We start from the raw sequence: 20,443 nt of genomic DNA, 5'->3' as shown, positions 1-20,443 counted from the left end.
CTGACCTCACGCTCCATACATCGTTTCTTGTGTCATTTATACGTAGAAACGATGTATTAAGTGTGAGGTTTGATCCTTTCGATTTGGGACAACCGCCGTGATATGATTAATTCTTCAGTAATCGTAAACTATTTAATATAACTAAAATTGTACTTCCTTCATGGCCGATCACGCCAAACGGTAGATCAAGGAACTGCATGAAGTTCGAAGCAATTAAAAGCGTGATAACAGTAATGGAGAAAATCACATTCTGCTTGATGATTCGGTTCATTTTTTTTGATAATTTGACCGCTTCAGCAATCCTCGGAAGATCATTTTTCATCAGAACAACATCAGCTGTTTCTAAAGCAACATCCGTTCCTTCACCCATCGCAATTCCGACTGATGCTGTAGCAAGCGCAGGCGCATCATTAATTCCGTCACCGACCATCGCAACTGTACCAAATTGCTCTTTCAGCCGTTTCACTTCATCTACTTTTGTTTCAGGTAGACACTCAGCGATATAGGCATCCACATGGCTTTCTGAGGCAATCGCATTTGCCGTTTTCTCTCCGTCACCTGTAAGCATAATCGTATGAATACCTTCTTGTTTGAGGGCTTCGATCGCCGCAATCGTTTCTGATCGGACAACATCTTTAAGTGTCATAATCCCGGCAATTCCTTTATCATCTCTAGCAAACACGATTGTTTTTCCTTGTTCAGCAAGTTCTTGTGCAATGCCGTTTTGGAATTGTTCCGCTTCCTCATGACCAACAAATTCCGATCTACCTACTTTCCACTGCACCCCGCCAAAATAAGCTTGCACGCCATATCCAGAGATATCTTCCATGTCCTCTGGCTTTATTAATTCTTTAGAAATCCTGTCTTTTGTAAAGCGAACAATTGCCGACGCTAACGGATGGTTTGAATAATTTTCAATAGAAGCTACATGTTGTAGGAAATCCACTTCTGTCACGTCATCACGAAGTACAATATCCGTTACCTCAGGTTTTCCTTTTGTCAAAGTACCTGTTTTATCAAGAGCAATTGCTTGTAAATTACCTAAATTCTCTAGGTGGACACCGCCTTTAAATAAGATACCATGGCGTGCACCGTTTGAAATAGCTGATAATGTAGCTGGCATAATCGATGCAACCAGTGCACATGGGGATGCGACTACTAATAATATCATCGCTCGATAAAATGTTTCCGTCCAACTCCACCCTAACAGGAAATGGGGCGCAAACATCATCAATGCCACAACGGATAAAACTACTTTCACATAGGTACCTTCGAATCGCTCAATAAATAGCTGTGAAGGTGATTTTTCACTTTGTGCTGATTGTACAAGTGTAATGATTTTTTGAAAAAGAGTTTCACTACTTGGTTTAGTAATTTCAACAGTTATTGTCCCACGAAGATTAACCGTCCCTGCAAAAACCTCATCATGTACTGTTTTACTAACAGGAAAGGATTCACCCGTTATCGCAGCTTCATCTAAATTCGTCTTCCCGTCATTAATTTTCCCATCTGACGGTACTCGTTCACCCGGCTTGATTAAGATTAGATCACCGACACGAAGCTGTGATACAGCGACTTTCATTTCAATTCCATCTGTAATTCTTAGTGCTTCTTCTGGCTGTAAATCCATGAGTGCAGATATTTCTTTATGGCTTTTATTCATCGTATAAGTTTCCAAGGCACCGCTTAGTGCAAAGATAAAAATTAAGATAGCCCCTTCTGTCCAATAGCCAATGATTGCAGAACCAATTGCAGCAAGAATCATTAACATTTCTACATTCAATTCTTTATCGGCAATGGTATCTTCAATGCCTTCTTTTGCCTTCGCATATCCCCCAATAATAAAGGCTGCCAAATAAATTACGATTGAAGTAGTTGATAATCCAATAGAAGAAAGAATCCATCCAAATAATATAAGAACCCCACTAAATAAAGCAGCAATTAATTCGATATGTGGTGTTACTTTGTCAAGCCATGAAGTTTGGTATTGTGCAGGTTTTTGTAAGTGTTTCGTTTCGGCAAGCATCTTTTTTCCTCCTCTTAATTTCGTAATGCTCAATGATACCAATTCTCATTTATCCGAGATCCAATTGAGAAAGATAATCAGCATCATTTATCATATAACTTATCAGAAACGGTGTATTTGCGTATCTTGTTATGAATATCTTTAGATTTATTTATATAATATCATAGACTTTTAGAAAAATAAACAATAATAATTCTAATTTAAGATAAATTACAAAAAACTTATAACTGTTATTCTTTTCCTTTAAGTAGTCCATGTTGTATGATGTAGAAAATAATGTTTTTTCAAATATCGGAGGGATCTATTATCAAAAATCTACTTAATCAATTTATCTCATTAGGTGTAGGGGCAGCCGTTTTTAGTAAAGAACAAATTGAAAGATCAGTTGAGGACCTTGTTAGAAAAGGAGAAATTAGTAAAGGGGAATCGAGAGAACTTATTGAACGCCTAATCGAAAAAGGTTCGAAAATGCGTGAAGAAATGGATTCAATCATCGCTTCAAAAGTTAGTCAAACGCTAGATCAACTTCATCTAGTTTCTAAGGATGAATTGAGAAAATTAGAACGGAGAATTGAAGAATTGGAACGAAGAGAGTGATTGTTTTTAGGAGGGGCCCTTATGCTTGGCAAGAGAATGAAACATGCACATCGATATCAAGAAATTATTAGTGCTTTCCTAAGAAATGGCTTTGGCTATATTGTTAAAGAGCTCGGATTAACGGAGATGTTGAGCATACCTAGAAAAATGGCCGGCTTGAATAATGATGTATCTAGCCGTACAATCGGCCAGCGAATTCGTACCTTTCTAGAAGATCTTGGTCCTACCTTCATCAAGCTCGGGCAAATTGCCAGCACACGGAGAGATATCATTCCTGAGCATATTATTGTTGAATTAGAAAAGCTTCAGGATCGTGTGCCACCCTTTTCTTTTGAACAAGTACATAGCATCATTGAAAATGAACTTGGCGATCAACTTGACCGACTGTTTGCTGAATTTAATGAAACCCCTTTGGCTACTGCTTCAATTGGACAAGTCCATTGGGCAAGACTTCATACTGGCGAAGAAATTGCGATTAAAGTGCAGCGGCCAAACATACGTCCTATTATTGAGACAGATATCGAAATCCTTGAAGATTTGGCACGTCTGATGGAATCAAGGCTCTCTTGGGCAAAAAGATATCGTCTATATGAAATGATTGAAGAGTTTTCGAAAGCTTTGCAGGCAGAACTTGATTATCATGTTGAAGGAAACAATTCAGAAAAAATAGCTAATCAATTCAATAATCAAGCCAATATTCGCATTCCGGATATTTATTGGGATTTCTCAACAAAAAAAGTCTTAACAATGGAATATATTAAAGGTACAAAAATTAGTCAGCTCAAAGAATTAGATCTTCTCGGATATGATCGCAAAATTATTGCAAAACGTGTCACAAATTCTATGTTGCATCAAATTTTAATAGAAGGCTTTTTTCACGGAGATCCACATCCAGGAAATATGATGGTTTTACCCGATGAAGTAGTCGTATTCATGGATTTTGGGATGGTCGGCCGGCTTACTTCAGACATGAAATATCAGTTGGCATCACTCGTCATTTCTTTAAAACGTGGTGATACCTCAGGAATCATAAAAGCAATTTCAAAAATGGGGATTCTCCCTGATCAGATAAACATGTCGTTACTTCGAGCCGATGTGGATGAACTTAAAGATAAATATTATCACTTGCCGTTAAGCCAAATTAGTCTTGGGGAGGCAGTGAATGATCTGTTTACAGTTTCTTTTTATCATCAAATACAAATTCCAGCTGACATGACTATGCTTGGTAAAGCTCTTTTGACTGTTGAAGGAGTTGTGGCTGATTTGGATCCTGATTTTAATATGGTGCAAGCTGCCGAACCATTCGGACAACGGCTACTATTAGACCGCTATCACCCAAAGAAAATCGTTAAAAACACGTGGAACCAACTGATTGAGTATACAGAGATCATTACTGAACTTCCTAAAAATATAAAAGACTTTTCAGATACATTAAAAAAAGGTAAGTTTCGGTTAGAAATCACCATGCCAGATATTCATTTACTTTTAGAAAAGTTAGACCGAATCAGTAATCGTTTATCTTTTAGTATTGTTCTTCTCGCATTCAGTATTATTATGGTTGGTCTTATTGTAGGTTCATCTATCAGTGGGCAATCTACGTTATTGTGGAGACTACCAGCGATCGAAATTGGTTTTGGCATTGCACTTCTTATGCTCATTTGGTTACTCTATTCCATCTTTAAATCAGGTAAATTTTGATTAATTCAAGAAATGTATCTATCTTTTAATGAAGGTGGCGGTGCGGAGCTGATTTTGCGAAGCCCCGCCCCTTTTCCACTAAAAGGCTCATTTTCCATAAGAAAAAGCTTAAGGGAATCCCTTAAGCTTTTTCTTATTCTTTTACATAGGCGATAATGCCTTCATTATCATCTAGTACAAGTTCAATACCTGCATATGGATCACGATTAAGCATATGGTCAAGCCAAAGTCTTAGTGCTTCAATAATATTTAACATAATTAAGATTTGCTGCCTACCATTGACATAAACTTCTGCAGAGAATCCGTAATCATCGTCATACATTAATTCCACTTCGACTTCTTTTGGTGTAACTTGTTTCTTATCAGCGATATATATGCAAATGGCATTAATGATATCTTGTTCAGAAATTTTTAACCTCTCCATGGATTAGGATCATCTTTCTTCTTATTTTTAAAGAAAGTATAGATGCGTCGGATAATTGAGATGAGAATGATAATAGCAATCAAATTCACCATAAATCCTAAAATCGCTCCAAGCCCACCCATGTTAGCAAATAAGCTACCAAATAAGAGACCGGCAATACCACCATAAAGAATTCCTTTCATTAATCCCCCTTTAGTTATAGGATTACTCTTTGCTTTTGTATTTGATTTAGTTGTAGCGTCAGACTTCTTGTTGCTCTGGATATTAGAATTATTGTTGGTTGTACTTCGATTCGTATCGAACGATCTTTTTCCTGATTTATATGACTTAGCGCTTACTGTGTCTTCTTGTCCAAGAAGAAAATGACCTCCGACCGGAGCAAAGATCAGTGTAAGTGTCAAAAATGCAGTCATTGCTTTCTTTAGCATATATGGTCCTCCATTCAAAATTGTTGTGAAGAAGTTTTACTTCTCACTTTTATCCCGGTTTAACAGGCTGTAAATCCCCGATTGGTGAGATACAGTGAAACTTACCGATGCGCAGAGGTTTAGTTGAGGCCCACAGGATGTGGGTCACACAGACGTTGCCCCCGGACGCGGCATACTTAGTCTGTGATTCATTAAACCTTAGTTCGTAGTGTCGCTTTATCGAAGATCTAGCGACACTAGAACGGGGCTAACCATCAATGGGGGATGAAAAAGCCCACTGATGGAAGTTTCACTGTATATACATTACTATATACGGCTTAAAAAATAAAAGGTTTCATTTTATTGAAATAGTGATTCAAAATTTTTAAATGGAATATTACTAGTTTCATGTTTAACTTTCTAGTAGTGAGGATAAATTAATAGGAGACAGGATCCCTGTCTCCTAATCACTTATTCTATTAAAAACGATGAACTCGTCCATTGAAGTGTTGTGCCCAATAGCCGCTTGACATATTTGCAATCGCAACGCCAGTTGAACTTTGAGAACCGATAAATTTACCGCCACCAACATAAATTCCGACATGTCCATTTTTCTTATAAGTATCAAAGAATACCATATCACCAGGTTGCATATCACTTGCAGATACTTTAGTTCCATAATTCAACAATGTATCAGTGTTACCAACCGAACCAAGATTGATTCCAGCCTGAGCATATGCCCAGTAAACAAATGCAGAGCAGTCAAATCTTCCATTGTTAATATCCGATTGCGATCTACCACCACCAAATACATAAACGGAATTACCGATATATTTATTACCAGCAGTAATTGCCGCGCTAAGGTTACGGCTTGGTGGAATGCTCACACTTGTGTTTGTATCATCATTATTGTCATAGTTTTTACTTGAACTATTTTCACTTGAACTATTTTCACTTGAACTATTTGTAGTTGAACTATTTTTACTTGAACTATTTGTAGTTGAACTATTTGATGATGATTTTGTTACAGATGGTTCTGAGCTAGATTTTTTCTTAGTTGATTCTTTCGGTGCATTTTTAGCTGCTTCACGAGCTGCTTTTTCTGCTAATTCTTCAGCACGTTTTTTCGCTGCTGCAATTTCCGCTTGACGATTTAGTTCTGCAGTAATATCCCCTTGGATTTTTACAACTTGTGCCGCTAAGTTTGCATCACGTTTTTTCAAGTCAGCAACTAGAGTAGCTGTTTCTGTTTCTTTTCCTTTCAAACTTGCACTAAGTTGTAAGCTCTGAGATTTTTGCTCTTCAATTTGAGCACGCATGCCTTCAAGCTCTATTTTCATAGAAGTAAGGTCTGCTAGTTTTGTTTCAACGGCCGTTTGCTTTTCTTCCAACTCTTTCTTATCTGCTTCGTGTTGCGTTAAAATATCTTGGTCAGCTTCTACCATAGTCGCAACTGCACCAACACGATCGATGAAGTTACCAAAGCTCGTAGCTCCGAGCAATACTTCAATATAACTCACATTACCGCCGCTCTCTTGATAAGAAACTGCACGTTCTTTCAAAACCTCATTACGCTGTTCAATGCGTTTTTGAAGGGCTACAATATCTTCTTTAAGCTTCTTGATTTCTGCATTTGTTTCGTCAATTTGCACCTTTGTTTCGTCAATTTTCGCGTTATTGTCTTTAATCGCTTGTTCGATTCGTAGAATTTGCTCTGTTAATGTAGCTTGTTCGATTTGAAGTGCTTTAATCTTTGCAAGTGCGGCATTTATTTCAGATTGAACTCCACTTCTTTGCCCTTGAATGGTTTGTTGTTGGTTTTGCAAGTCGCTAATGGATTCTGCATGAACAGCTGGAACGGCAACGATACTTCCCAAACTAAGCATAGCAGTAGTACTTAACACAAGTAATTTCTTTCTCAAAATCATGTTTCCCTGCTTTCTTCTCTAGCCAAATTCGCCAATTAATCTATCTCCCTATCATAATCGTGAATATATATGGAACTAGAAATCTATGTATTATTTTTCGTTAATGGTTATTTATATATAAGCTAAATAAGTTGTTTCGATTTTTATCCTATAGAGAGTATAGCATCATAATTGGTCAGTATGGTAATAAACTCATTACAGTTATATTTCAATTGTTACAAAAAACAACTTTTTTTGCGCTTTTTCGAAAAAATTGGTGGATTATAGAAAGATTTTCCTTTGTTTGTTAATGATAGGACGTTTCAACTAAATTGTGAAAAAATTTTGCAATTCTTCTTAAGGCTGAATAACAATCTATTTACCTAGGTCTATTTACTTCTATTTATAAGAGTTTTGGAGAATCAAGACGGAGGAGTTCTTTTTATTATATGGATGAACTACCTAAAAAAAAGCCAGTACCCTTTTTTAGGGACACTAGCTTCCACTTCATGTTAATGATGATGTGCATGGTCTTTTGAAGGATTCGTAATTTCAAAACCTTCTTGCGGTACATAGAAGTATTTAATCCATACCCCGTCTAAGAATACTTCACGAGCATCCAGTAATATATCTATTTCTTTGTCCGTTTTTACAATTTCATCATGTTCTGTTTGGGTATCAAGGGTAATATCATAATGAGCATGGTTGCCGTGCATATGTGTAATGATAACACGAATCATTTTTCCTTCAGCTTCTTCTTTGCTTAACATTTTTTTTAAAACTTTTGCAGCATTTCTGTTAATTTTTACATTCATTATATAATCCTCCTGTTTGAACACGCACTTATAGATTATTGTAAATAGGGATTTGAAGTCTCTTAATTAGTTCACCTGGTTATCATTTGGAAATTTCACACCAATTTGTTTACGTGCTTCATCCATGATCTCCATAACATGTAATGAAGTGTCCCATGAATTCAGACTTGATTCGGTTTTCCTAGATTGAATCAACTGAATAAATTCAGCCACTTCGTAGTACATCGGCTCCATTTCTTGTTGGATACTGACATCTTCGATTGAACCGTCTCGATAACGAATTTCAATCTTCTCAGGGCTCGAGATATGATGGATAACCATCGTAGCATCTTCCCCATGAATTTCTGAAGGTAGAGTTGAATCGGTAATTTTCGAATACATAACGGTTGCCTGCATCTCATCATAATCTAGTACAATGCTACCTTGTGCATCAGCCCCAGTGTCTAGTAAATATCCTGAAGCTTTAACTGTATTCGGTTTTCCAAATAACGCGACAAGCGGATAGATTGTATATACACCTAGATCCATCAAGGCTCCTGTTGCATATTCAGGGTTAAATGCATTTAAGACTGTTCCTTTTTTATAGGCATCATACCGCGATGAATACTGGCAATAATTCGCAAAATACGTGCGGATATTTCCAAGTTTAACTAAATGATCTTGAATCACTTGGTAGTTAGGCATAACGGTTGACTTCATTGCTTCCATTAATACGACATGATTAGATTTAGCCGCTTCCATCATCGCTTTTACTTCCTTAGCATTCGCTGCAAGTGGTTTTTCACATAGGACATGCTTGCCATGCTTCATAAATAGGATTGCCTGCTCGGCGTGGTATGAGTTGGGGCTGGCGATATACACCGCATCAATTTCCTCACTTGCTGCCATTTCGTTTAAATCTGTAAACGTTAACTCTACCTCATATTTAGCGGCAAATTCACGTGCACGATCTTCCGTACGTGAAAATACGGCCTTTAGGCTGAAATCTTTATGATTACCTGCTGCTCCTAATAATCGTTCTGTAATCCAGTTTGTTCCTACAATACCGAATCTAATCATATTCGCACTCCTTTAATTTTGAATTTATAAATGCATCATAACTACTTTATAGTACCCTCAAACCTTCAATGACGCTATTTATTAAGATACGTCAGATGAAAAGTTTTTTATCTAAAGCACTTGAAATAACGTTTATCAATGAGATGGTTTCGCCTTCAGAGAAATGGGGAAAATATAACTAGTAACTAATTCAAAATATTCATGAATAAAAATTCTTAAATTATCTACTGTAATTTTTGAAAATAAAAAGGAGTTGAGTAGTAGTGGAAAAGTTCATGAAGAATCAAGTGGCCGTTATTACAGGCGGGAGCTCTGGGATCGGAAGAGGGGCAGCCTTAAAACTAGCAGAACAAGGCGCAAAGATTGCACTGATTGATCGAACCTACGAAAATGCTCTCAAAGTAAAAAAAGAAATCGAAGCAATAGGAAATGAAGTCATCATTGTCAAAACAGATGTATCACAACCTAAACAAGTCGAGAATGCTTTCAAAGAGGTAATGGAAAAATGGGATAAAATTAATATTGTGTTTGCGAATGCAGGTATTAATGGTGTGAAGGCACCAATTGAAAATATTACACCTGAAGATTGGGATGACACAATTCATACGAATTTGCGGGGAACCTTCTTAACCGTGAAATATGCGATTCCTTATCTTAAAGAAAATGGCGGTAGCATTATCATAACAAGCTCTATTAACGGGAATCGGACATTCAAAAACTTCGGCTTCGCAGCATATAGCACAACAAAAGCCGGACAAGTGGCGTTCGGAAAAATGGCGGCACTAGAGCTTGCACAATATAAAATCCGGGTTAACATGATCTGCCCTGGTGCCATTGACACGAACATCGATGACAATACATACCCTGATGAGGAAAACTTGAAGAAAATCATAATTCCTATTGAATATCCAGAAGGAGCACAACCATTAGAACAAAAATCAGGCACTGTAGAACAAGTTGGCGAACTCGTTCTTTTTTTGGCATCCGACCTATCTTCACATATTACCGGAACAGAAATCTATATTGACGGTGCAGAATCATTATTATAATCGCCGTAATAATGACAAATTCTTGAAGACTTTTACGATATTTTTTTTCCAATCAAGCCTGTTTTTAAAAAGGAAGATCTTTAACAGGCTTAGGTTCTTTTATTTTGAAAATAAACCCTTAATCCCAAATAATACATTCTGCGGTCTTTCAGCCATTCTCCGCATAAAGTATGCAAACCAATCATCGCCAAATGGAATATAAATACGCATCGTATAGCCTTCCTGCGCCAAACTCACTTGCATATCTTGTCTAAATCCAAAAAGCATTTGAAATTCAAATTGATCTTTCGGTATGTTATTTTCTTTGGCAATTTGTTTTACTTTTTCGATAATCTCATGATCATGTGAAGCAATTGCCGTATAACTTCCGCTTAGTAAATGGGTTTTAATGATCTTCAAATAATTATCATCTACATCTTTCTTAGTCTGGTAAGCTACCTCAGGAGATTCTTTGTAGGCTCCTTTTACTAACCGAAGACGGGCGCCTTCTAAATCCAATACATCCTGATTCGCACGAAATAAATAAGCTTGGATAACAGTTCCAACATTATCGTATAGTTCACGGAGTTCCTTAAAAATATCCAGTGTGATTTGGCAATGCGCGTAATCCTCCATGTCTATTCGAACAAAATTATTAGTTTGCTTTGCAGTTTCCAAAATTCGTTTCATATTTTGAATGCAAAAATCCCGATCGATATCCAAGCCTAGCTGTGTCATCTTAACGGATAAATGACTGCTCACTCCAGTTCGTGCGATAGATTCCAATGTTTTTACATTATACTCTGTGGCTTCAATGGCCTCTTCTTTACTTGAAACGAATTCACCTAAATGATCAAGTGTGCATACTAAACCTTTTTCATTAAGTTCTTGAGCTGTTCTCATGGCGCTCTCAATTGTCACACCTGCAACTACTTGTGATGCACCGAACCTGAGCCCCCATTTCTTCGCCGCCTTGTTTAATAGTATATTTCGAGAAACCCTTAAGAAGAAATTTTTCGAAAGGTTAGCCAGCATATTGATTCCCCCTGAATCATTATGGGTGATAGAGGTACTAATGGGTAGCAAGTAGTGGAGATTACCACCCATCTGATTCATCTATTATTTCATAAAGTTTCGCTCGTTGTTTTTGCTTGCATATGCAAAATCAAATAATCCGGACCACCAGCTTTTGAATCCGTTCCTGACATGTTGAAGCCGCCAAATGGCTGGTAGCCAACAATAGCTCCTGTACAAACTCTGTTAAAATACAAATTTCCGACGTGAAATTCTTTTTTTGCTCTTTGGATATGATGACAATTATTAGAGATTAATGCACCAGTTAAGCCATAATCTGTGTTATTAGCAATCTCCATCATATGATCGAAATCACGCGCTTTGCAAAAGCTGACAACAGGTCCGAAGATTTCTTCCTGCATTAAACGCGATTTTTCATCTAAATCAGCAATAATCGTCGGTTGAATGAAGTATCCCTTAGAACTGTCTCCTACACCGCCAAGCATTAGCTTCCCTTCGTGTTTTCCAATTTCAATATAATTCATAATTTTATTATAGGAAGCCTGATCAATAACTGGCCCCATATAATGGCTCGATTTTACTGGATTGCCTACTGTTAATTCTTTCGTTAATGCCACTGCTTTTTCTAATACTTCATCATATACATCTTGATGAACAACTGCGCGAGAACCAGCAGAGCACTTTTGGCCTGAGTACCCGAATGCAGATTTGACAACGGAAGCAGCGGCAAGATCTAAGTCTGCATCACAATCTACAACTACCGTGTCTTTCCCCCCCATTTCTGCGATTACACGTTTCAACCAAATTTGTCCCGGTTGAACCTTAGCGGCACGCTCATAAATCCGGCAGCCTACTTCACGTGAACCAGTAAAGCTTATAAAGCGCGTTTTTGGATGATCAACTAAATAATCTCCAATTTCACTACCGCTTCCCGGAATATAGTTGATAACACCAGCAGGCAAACCTGCTTCTTCTAATACTTCCACGAATTTCGCAGCAATAACTGGTGTAGTATTTGCTGGCTTTAATAAAATGGTATTTCCTGCGACAATTGCAGCTGCTGCGGTTCCAGCCATAATGGCTAATGGAAAGTTAAATGGTGAAATAATCACACCGACCCCTAATGGAATATACGTGTACTGATTAATTTCTCCTGTGCGACTTTGGACTTCTTTACCACTGCTAAGCTCAATCATTTGCCGTGCATAATATTCGAGAAAATCAATCGCTTCTGCTGTATCGGCATCCGCCTCATTCCAAGGTTTACCGGCCTCTTTTACAAGATAGCTAGAAAATTCATGCTTGCGGCGGCGGATAATCGCTGCTGCACGGAATAATACGGTAGCACGTTCTTTGGGATCTTGATTGCTCCATGATTTAAAAGAGGAAAGCGCCTTCTGCATGGCTTTTTCCGCTAACTCTTGATTGGCTTTTGAAACACTACCAATTACTTCTTCTTTAACAGCCGGATTATAGGATATAATTTGCTCTTCTGTCTTAAATCGTTCTCCGCCAATAATCACCGGATATTCTTTCCCTAGTTCTGATTGGACAAATGTTAATGCTTTTTCAAAGTCTTGTTTATTTTTTTCAATTGAGAAATCAGTGAATGGTTCATGCTTATATATGGTTGTCATGGTTAATTCCCTCCATAATGTACTCAATCTTCCATATTCTATATACTTGCAAGTTCCGTGCTAACTTCGTCATATCAAGAAAATCAGCTCTATTCTTTCTTTTAATTACAAGCCCTTACTCTATATATGTACGAGGTGATAGCTACAAAAATGAATACAATATGTATATGATCCAAACATCGTTCATACAAACATGTATGTACACTCGAATAACTTGTTGCCGTTTTAAAAACTTTTATGGAATACGATCAAAGTCTAGTTTAGTGAGAGAAGAAATGTAAAAGGATTTCAGACAGAAAGTTCTTACTTCAAATCAATGCACTTAAACCAAAATTCCAAAACATCCATCGGCTCTTCTCACATATGTGCATGATATAGCTTCACATCGATTGCGTTTGTATTTTCAGGTAACAAAAAAAGGGGCAAACCCCGTCACTACTACATACAGTAGTGCGAGGCCTGACCCACCATATATTATCCCAACTGTATAGCTGGTCCAAAAAATTCAAAATGGATTTGTTCTTGTGCAATTCCACGATCCTTCAGTAAGCCTAACATCGCCTGAATGAACGGAACTGGTCCGCAAATATAATAATCTGCTTTTTCGTTCACTTCAAGACGGTTTAACATCTCAGTGTCTACATAGCCTTCTTTTTCAAAATAGGCTTCGTTCCGATCATCATCACTTGGATTAGAATAAGCGAAAGATAAACGATAGTCGATAATAGCGTCTTTTATCGCTGTTAATTCATCCTTAAATGCTTGAGCTGTACCATTTTGTGAAGCCTGGACGAATGTTACATTTCGCTCAGGCTGTTTATCAGCAATGGCTTGAACCATACTCATTAGCGGTGTGATTCCAACGCCGCCACCTAAGAAAACAACGGGTGTATTTTGTTCAAGATTAAGAGTGAAATCTCCCGCTGGTGCTGTAAGTTCAATCAAATCCCCTACATTCTTGTGATCATGCAAGAAGTTCGATGCTTTTCCTTCTGGGGTGTTTGGTATAGCCTCTCTTTTGACAGAAATTCTATAGCTATCTTGGCCTGGTGCAGCAGATAGGCTGTATTGACGATTCATCAAATATTCTTCTCCTGGGATTTTGATTCTAACTGTAATATATTGTCCCGGTTGAAAATCTGGTAGAACTTTCCCATCAGCAGCCTTCAAATAAAATGAAGTAATAACCGAACTTTCTTTCACTTTACCAGCAATTATGAAATCTTTGAAATCAAGCCAACCGCCTTCTTGGTTTGTCGCTTCTTCATACATTTCTTTTTCAATGTCGATAAAGACTTGAGCAATGACGCCATACGCTTCGCCCCAAGCTTGTAAAATTTCTTCAGTTGCAGCATCACCTAACACTTCTTTAATTGCTGCTAATAAGTATTTTCCTACAATCGGATAATGTTCAGGCTTTACAGTTAAGCTGCGATGTTTTTGTGCGATTTGTTTGACAACTGGAATAATCGCGCCAAGATTGTCAATATGTTTGGCTGCTGCAAGCACGGTATTGGCTAATGCGGTTTGTTGGCGACCTCTTGTCTGATTCGTTTGATTAAAAATATTTAATAATTGCGGATAATCTTCAAATAAATGTTTATAAAAAATCGTCGTAATCTCGATACCTTTCATTTCTAATGCAGGGATTGTTGCTTTTACGATGTCTTTTGTCTGTTGAGATAACATATTTTGTTCCCCTCTCAAAACCATTATTTAAAATACATCTTTATAATAAAATGAGGAACTATTTAAAGCAATACTTTACATACATCTTTTAGCTTCCCCAATACAAATGTTTATAAAGCTGTCACAATTATGCTAAGATGTAGACATCATATTTTAGTGAGGGATTACCAACATGCGATTAACCAGTTATTCTGACTATTCGTTACGGGTATTATTATATTTAGCCATTAACAAACCAGATCAATTAGTAACCATTAAAGAGATTTCGGAAGCCTACTCTATTTCTAGTAACCATTTAATGAAAATTACCTTTAATCTTGGTAAAATGGGATACCTTGAAACAGTACGAGGGAGAAATGGGGGAATTCGGCTTGCAAAAAGTCCCGCAGATATTAATATTGGGACGCTTGTTCGAAAAACCGAGGAAGACTTTTATATCGTAGAATGTTTTAATGGAGAGGGAAATAACTGCGTCATCTCACCTGTTTGTTCACTTAAGCATATGCTTAATGAAGCACTGCAAGCCTTCTTTTCTGTGCTTGATCAGTACACACTTTCCGACATGATCATGAATAAAACAGTCCTTAAAGATTACTTTGACCAGGCAATAAGTCATAAAGATTGATATTATCGAAGCTTCAAAGTAACACTTCTTATATTTCAAAGAGAAGTGTTGCTTTTTTTTGTAAAGCGTGTGAACATGCAAATTTACTGATGTTTATTCGCTCTCCTCTACATATATAGCATTGCAAATTAACTCAAAATTCAATATATTTATTCTATGATAATAAGCGCCACACAATCTATCATACGTATATCACTTTGAATTGAAATGAGGTGCGTTACATGAAGCCGATTTTATTAGGAATTTTTGCGGCATTCTTTTTTGCCTTTGCTTTTGTCCTAAATCATGCGATGGAATTGTCAGGAGGAAGCTGGATTTGGAGTGCATCGCTGCGCTATATCTTTATGGTTCCCTTTCTTCTAATCATAGTTGTCGCTAGAAAAAATCTTCGCCCGCTTCTTAAGGCAATGAAAGAACAGCCCAAAACATGGCTGTTGTGGAGTTTTGTCGGCTTCGGATTATTTTATGCGCCATTATGCTTTGCTGCTGCCTATTCGCCAGGCTGGTTAATCGCAGCAACCTGGCAAATGACAATCATTTCCGGAATGCTGCTTGGCCCCCTATTTTTAGAAACGATTCAAACAAAGAATGGAATTGTACAAACACGGGGGAAAATCCCATTAAAAGGGTTGATGCTTTCCTTTATTATTTTACTAGGAATCATTCTTATTCAACTAGAACAGGCGAGTACAATTTCAGTGCCTACGCTTATTCTAGGTATCATTCCAGTATTAGTTGCATCATTTGCCTATCCACTCGGAAATCGAAAAATGATGGATGCTTGTCAAGATCGTCTTGATGCCTTTCAGAGAGTCTTAGGCATGACGCTAGCCAGTCTTCCATTTTGGCTTTTGCTTTCCATTTACGGATTATTCACTGTCGGGGTTCCAAGCAGAGAACAAACTAGTCAATCTGTCATAGTTGCGCTTACATCCGGTGTAATCGCAACAGTACTCTTTTTTTATGCAACCGATTTAGTCAGAGGTAATATGCAGAAGCTGGCAGCCGTCGAAGCTACACAATCCATGGAAGTGCTCTTTACACTTGTCGGAGAAGTAATCTTCTTATCCATTGCACTGCCATCCCACTTATCTTGGCTTGGTATTGGTATTGTTGTGTTTGGAATGGTCCTACATAGTTATGCATCACATACTAAAAAACAGCCAAAGTCAGTCAGTATTTAGCAAGCAGTGCATTATAATTAAATGGATACTCCCGTTCAAAGAAGAGCCCTAAACTAGAATAACAAGTTCAATTCTAGTTTAGGGCTCTTCTTTTTGTGGCAAAGGGGTGGGGCTTCTAAAAAATCAGCTCTGAGCCACCACTTTCATAAGGTGAAACAATTTTTAGAACCTGATCCTTTTTCATCGTTTTTGTTTTAGAACAGACACTTATAGTGCGTGTTCTAAAAGGAAGATAATAAGAGCCGAGAAGTTCGAGAAGTGATCGTCTCAAGGACCGGACTTGCACAGGATGTGCTGACTTCTGTGTTGCGCACAGGACGTGCGCGGTTTTAACAGAAGGTCATTCATGAGCTTTGATGCAATTCGACAGCCATTTTTACCGGACTCTTTGAACATCCTCCTATAGATGTTCTTGGTGAAAATTATTTAAACGCCATTGTAGCATGAACGGCCTTTTTCCAGCCTTCGTATAATTCTCCTCTTTTTTTATGGTCCATTGACGGCAAAAATGTTTTATCTATCCCCCGCAGACTTGAAATTTCTTCTTGATTTTTCCAATACCCAACAGCCAAACCAGCCAAATAGGCAGCTCCAAGCGCCGTTGTTTCATTAATGACAGAACGTTCAACTGGAACATTTAGCAAGTCGCTTTGAAACTCCATGAGGAAGTTATTTTTCACGACACCTCCATCTACGCGAAGTGTCTTTAATTCAATGCCTGAATCTTCTTTCATCGCATCAAGGACATCCTTCGTTTGATAGGCCAATGACTCTAGAGTTGCTCTGATAAAATGCTCCTTCGATGTTCCTCTAGTAATCCCAAATACAGCACCACGAACATCGCTGTCCCAATACGGCGTCCCTAAACCGACAAATGCCGGAACAACATACACGCCATCTGTGCTCTCTACTCTTTTTGCATAGCTCTCACTGTCCTGTGCATGTTTTAACATTCTCAAGCCATCTCGTAGCCATTGAATGGCAGATCCAGCTATAAATATACTGCCTTCTAGGGCATAGTTGATTTTTCCATCTAGTCCCCAAGCAATCGTTGTAAGGAGTCCGGTTTCTGATTGAACCGCTTTTTCACCCGTATTCATCAGCATAAAACACCCGGTTCCGTAAGTGTTTTTTGCCATTCCCTGGTCAAAACAAGCCTGACCGAATAAAGCGGCCTGTTGATCACCAGCTACACCCGCAATCGGAATTTCCTGACCGAAAAAATGATGATCCAATGTATAGGCATACACTTCTGATGATGACTTCACTTCAGGCAGCATGGATTTAGGAACGGTTAAGATTTCAAGGAGATCATCATCCCACTTCAAATCGTAAATATTGAACATTAGAGTACGAGAAGCGTTCGTATAATCGGTCACATGAGCCTGACCACCTGACAATTTCCAAATCAACCATGTGTCGATTGTCCCGAATAATAATTTTCCCTTTTCCGCTTTTTCTCTAGTACCCTCTACATGATCAAGAATCCACTTTACTTTTGTGCCAGAGAAATAAGCATCGATTAATAATCCAGTTCTTTCTCTAAATAGATCGTCATGTCCCTGTACCTTCAATTCATCACAAATATCGCTTGTTTGGCGTGATTGCCACACAATTGCATGATAGACGGGTTTTCCAGTTTCTTCATCCCATACTACCGTTGTTTCTCTTTGGTTTGTAATCCCAATCCCTGCAATTTGCTCTGGTTTAATACCTGATTCTGATAAAACGCTTGCAATGACTGCGAGAACGGATCCCCAGATTTCATTGGCATCATGCAAAACCCAGCCTGGTTTCGGGAAATACTGCTTAAATTCTTGTTGTGCAATGTGAATGATTTCGCCTTTTTTATTACATAACATCGCTCTTGAACTGGTTGTACCTTGGTCTAAAGATAATATGAATTTTTCCAAATACAATTTCCCCCTTAATTGTTCTTACAACTATTTTGAATGTATCTGTTTCAATAACTTGTTTCATACTTAAAAGCATATGCTAATCTTAATAATACCAAGCATGTAACTTTCACACCTCAAAAAAAGCCTATAGAGAAATTAAATTCCCCATAAGCTCCTATTTATCATTTATCACATGAATGCAATTTTTACAAAAATCATTACTTTTCCATCGCTTGTAAGCCAGCTTGATTCAGGATGTTCATCGGTTTATTAAAATGCGGTTGGAAAAAGAAATCCACATAGGCCAGTTCTTCCATTGTCATTTCATTTTGAATACAAACAGACATCGTGTTGATCGATTGCGTCATATCGGCTTTTGAAATGACTTGGGCACCGACGATACGGTTTGTTTCAACTTCATAAACTACTTTTAACATCACTTCTTCGTAACTCGGCATAAATTCAGGGCGATTGTTTTCTTTGATTGTGATACTTTTCACATTCATATTTACATGTTTTGCAGCTGTTTCAGTAAGCCCTGTTGAGGCCATATTATAGCCATAAATATGCAAGCCAGAAGTTCCTTGAGTACCGATATATTTGCTAGTTGGTTCCAATAGATTTTTCGCCACTAAAGTTCCCATACGGACAGCATTGGTTGCAAGTGGGATATAAGCATGCTGTTTAGTTGGATTATACATAATTGCACAGCTGTCTCCAGCAGCAAACACTTGCTCTTTACTTGATTGCATGTATTCATTTACTTTAATTGCCCCGTTTGGAAGCATATCCACTTGCCCTTTTAAAAGATCAGTATTTGGACGGAAACCTACGCAAAGAATCACAAGATCAGCCTCATATTCTCCTTTTGTAGTAACTACTTTTGCTACTTTTCCGTTTTCTCCTTCGAAACGAGTAACAGTTTGATTCAATGCCATGTTTACACCATGTTTGATTAATTCCGCTTCAATCATATCCGTATATTCCGCGTCTAAATATTTACTTAAAATGCGTTCTTCCCCATCGATAAAGGTTACTTCTTTCCCATATACTTCAAATGCTTCGACAAGTTCGACGCCAATATACCCAGCGCCGATTACCGCAATTTTCTTTGCTTGCTTTGCTTTTTCAATAATTTGATTGGCATGATAAAAGTTTTTACATAATACAATATTGTCTTGCTTGATTCCTTGAATGTTCGGGATAACCGGCCAAGAACCCGTAGTCATGATTAATTTATCAAATGTGTCTTCGAATATTTCTTCTGTTTCTAGATTTTTAGCTATTACGATATTCTTATCTGTATCAATAGTTAACACTTCATGCTTCATCTTCATATTGGCTCCGAGCTTTGTAAGTTCATTTGGAGAAGAATAGAATAAGCCGTTTGGATCTTTCGCTACTCCACCGACATAAAGAGCAATGCCGCAAGATAAAAAAGATACATTATCATTTTTCTCATACACCGTAATTTCCACTTCAGGGTATAGTGCTACTATATTTTTAACTGCTGCTGTTCCTGCATGAGTACATCCAACCACTGCTACTTTCATAAAAACGCCTCCTAATATATTATGAACATTATTTGTGAAGTCTTTCACATATAATGTGAAAAACTTCACAAACTTTATGTTGCAATTATATAAAATATATTTTAAAAATGCAACATAGGAAATTTGTATATTTTTAACTGTACAATGCCAAAAAAATAAAACGAAACTATTGCGGACTCTGCAGTATATCAACAGATGTACATTTCCTGTAAAAATAGGGACTAACCTATACATCATGTCCGATGCGTTCATAAGATACCATGTACTACAAAATAAAGGAGTGAAACTAAATGAGTTGTAATAATAATTGGCATGATAACGATGATCGTGACCATGATCGTGACCATGATCGAGACCGTGATCGTGACCGTGACCGTAATCGAGACCGTAATCGTGATGTAAGGGTAAACGCTTTTATTGATGGTGATGATTTCTGTCGCGCTGTACGTCGCTGCCGAAGACGTGATCGAGATGATGTACGTGGTATTGAAGATGAGAATAATCGACAACACCATCATGAACATCATCATCATCACCACAACAGATGTGACAACAGATGTGACAATAGATGTCACAACAGATGCAGAAGATGTTTCTTCTTCTAATTTACTCAATCTAGAAACAACTGCTTCATGCTGCCTGTTTCCTTCGAGACAGGCAGTTTTTTTGTTTCTCCATACATATATCAAACTTATTGATCGATTAGCTGTTGCTTTATATTCAAATATTCTATTCAAGTTTATCAGTACGAAGAGTCATAAAAAAGAGTCACCTTTAATTGGTATAGACAACTATAAATATTAACGATACACTAAGACAGTAGCAGTTCTAAATCAAGTCTTACTTAAATGGCTTCCACAA

Annotated in this window: 17 protein-coding genes; 5 read left to right on the top strand and 12 right to left on the bottom strand. The window is 37.6% G+C overall.

The window, feature by feature from the left end:
• Positions 1–106 precede the first annotated feature (106 nt).
• Positions 107–2,026: a heavy metal translocating P-type ATPase gene (locus JNUCC23_RS07025; protein ID WP_062181932.1), complete on the bottom strand. Its 1,920-nt coding sequence runs from the start codon at positions 2,024–2,026 to the stop codon at positions 107–109.
• A 276-nt stretch (positions 2,027–2,302) separates the two neighbouring features.
• On the opposite strand from JNUCC23_RS07025, the gene JNUCC23_RS07020 reads away from it, so the two are divergent.
• Positions 2,303–2,623, top strand: a complete 321-nt coding sequence (locus tag JNUCC23_RS07020) for a phasin family protein (RefSeq protein WP_403072911.1) — start codon at positions 2,303–2,305, stop codon at positions 2,621–2,623.
• 21 nt (positions 2,624–2,644) lie between these two features.
• Entirely contained in the window at positions 2,645–4,321 is a 1,677-nt protein-coding gene (locus tag JNUCC23_RS07015) for an ABC1 kinase family protein (protein ID WP_454214981.1), read from the top strand.
• A gap of 133 nt (positions 4,322–4,454) precedes the next feature.
• Here the strand turns inward: JNUCC23_RS07015 and JNUCC23_RS07010 are convergent, their stop codons facing one another.
• The 5 genes from JNUCC23_RS07010 to JNUCC23_RS06990 form a co-directional block, all read right to left on the bottom strand.
• A complete protein-coding gene (locus JNUCC23_RS07010) occupies positions 4,455–4,745 on the bottom strand; it encodes a YxcD family protein (protein ID WP_062181941.1) in 291 nt (96 codons plus the stop codon).
• Positions 4,733–5,173: a hypothetical protein gene (locus tag JNUCC23_RS07005; protein ID WP_062181943.1), complete on the bottom strand. Its 441-nt coding sequence runs from the start codon at positions 5,171–5,173 to the stop codon at positions 4,733–4,735. Before JNUCC23_RS07005 ends, JNUCC23_RS07010 begins: the two co-directional genes overlap by 13 nt.
• Before the next feature lie 458 nt (positions 5,174–5,631).
• The gene (locus tag JNUCC23_RS07000; protein ID WP_454214978.1) at positions 5,632–7,074 is read right to left on the bottom strand and encodes a C40 family peptidase; all 1,443 of its coding nucleotides are present in this window, start codon (positions 7,072–7,074) and stop codon (positions 5,632–5,634) included.
• Between the two features lie 497 nt (positions 7,075–7,571).
• A complete protein-coding gene (locus JNUCC23_RS06995; protein ID WP_403072899.1) occupies positions 7,572–7,874 on the bottom strand; it encodes an iron-sulfur cluster assembly accessory protein in 303 nt (100 codons plus the stop codon).
• Positions 7,875–7,940: 66 nt separating this feature from the next.
• Entirely contained in the window at positions 7,941–8,933 is a 993-nt protein-coding gene (locus JNUCC23_RS06990) for a Gfo/Idh/MocA family protein (protein WP_403072896.1), read from the bottom strand.
• 275 nt (positions 8,934–9,208) lie between these two features.
• Between JNUCC23_RS06990 and JNUCC23_RS06985 the strand changes: the two genes are divergently transcribed.
• Positions 9,209–9,982: an SDR family oxidoreductase gene (locus JNUCC23_RS06985; RefSeq protein WP_062183349.1), complete on the top strand. Its 774-nt coding sequence runs from the start codon at positions 9,209–9,211 to the stop codon at positions 9,980–9,982.
• Between the two features lie 99 nt (positions 9,983–10,081).
• Here JNUCC23_RS06985 and JNUCC23_RS06980 read toward each other — a convergent pair whose 3' ends face one another.
• The 3 genes from JNUCC23_RS06980 to hmpA form a co-directional block, all read right to left on the bottom strand.
• The gene (locus JNUCC23_RS06980; RefSeq protein ID WP_454214976.1) at positions 10,082–10,996 is read right to left on the bottom strand and encodes a proline dehydrogenase family protein; all 915 of its coding nucleotides are present in this window, start codon (positions 10,994–10,996) and stop codon (positions 10,082–10,084) included.
• 89 nt (positions 10,997–11,085) lie between these two features.
• Positions 11,086–12,633, bottom strand: a complete 1,548-nt coding sequence (gene pruA, locus JNUCC23_RS06975) for an L-glutamate gamma-semialdehyde dehydrogenase (protein ID WP_454214974.1) — start codon at positions 12,631–12,633, stop codon at positions 11,086–11,088.
• 474 nt (positions 12,634–13,107) lie between these two features.
• Entirely contained in the window at positions 13,108–14,322 is a 1,215-nt protein-coding gene (gene hmpA / locus JNUCC23_RS06970; protein ID WP_454214972.1) for an NO-inducible flavohemoprotein, read from the bottom strand.
• A 172-nt stretch (positions 14,323–14,494) separates the two neighbouring features.
• On the opposite strand from hmpA, the gene JNUCC23_RS06965 reads away from it, so the two are divergent.
• Both JNUCC23_RS06965 and JNUCC23_RS06960 read left to right on the top strand, forming a co-directional pair.
• Positions 14,495–14,947 carry an RrF2 family transcriptional regulator gene (locus JNUCC23_RS06965; protein WP_403072881.1) on the top strand — a complete coding sequence of 151 codons (453 nt, stop codon included), beginning with the start codon at positions 14,495–14,497 and terminating at the stop codon, positions 14,945–14,947.
• Between the two features lie 221 nt (positions 14,948–15,168).
• Positions 15,169–16,131 (top strand): DMT family transporter, encoded by a 963-nt coding sequence (locus tag JNUCC23_RS06960; RefSeq protein WP_454214970.1) that lies wholly within the window; start codon positions 15,169–15,171, stop codon positions 16,129–16,131.
• Positions 16,132–16,553: 422 nt separating this feature from the next.
• Here the strand turns inward: JNUCC23_RS06960 and glpK are convergent, their stop codons facing one another.
• The 3 genes from glpK to JNUCC23_RS06945 form a co-directional block, all read right to left on the bottom strand.
• Complete coding sequence (glpK, locus tag JNUCC23_RS06955) at positions 16,554–18,044, bottom strand: glycerol kinase GlpK (RefSeq protein ID WP_403072875.1); 1,491 nt, start codon at positions 18,042–18,044, stop codon at positions 16,554–16,556.
• A gap of 203 nt (positions 18,045–18,247) precedes the next feature.
• A complete protein-coding gene (locus JNUCC23_RS06950; protein ID WP_454214968.1) occupies positions 18,248–19,582 on the bottom strand; it encodes an FAD-dependent oxidoreductase in 1,335 nt (444 codons plus the stop codon).
• Between the two features lie 248 nt (positions 19,583–19,830).
• Positions 19,831–20,196: a hypothetical protein gene (locus JNUCC23_RS06945; RefSeq protein WP_454214966.1), complete on the bottom strand. Its 366-nt coding sequence runs from the start codon at positions 20,194–20,196 to the stop codon at positions 19,831–19,833.
• Positions 20,197–20,443 lie beyond the last annotated feature (247 nt).

The organism is Peribacillus sp. JNUCC 23 (assembly GCF_053653995.1).
The sequence above is the reverse complement of the archived record's forward strand: the minus strand, read 5'-3'. Positions and strand labels throughout refer to the sequence as shown.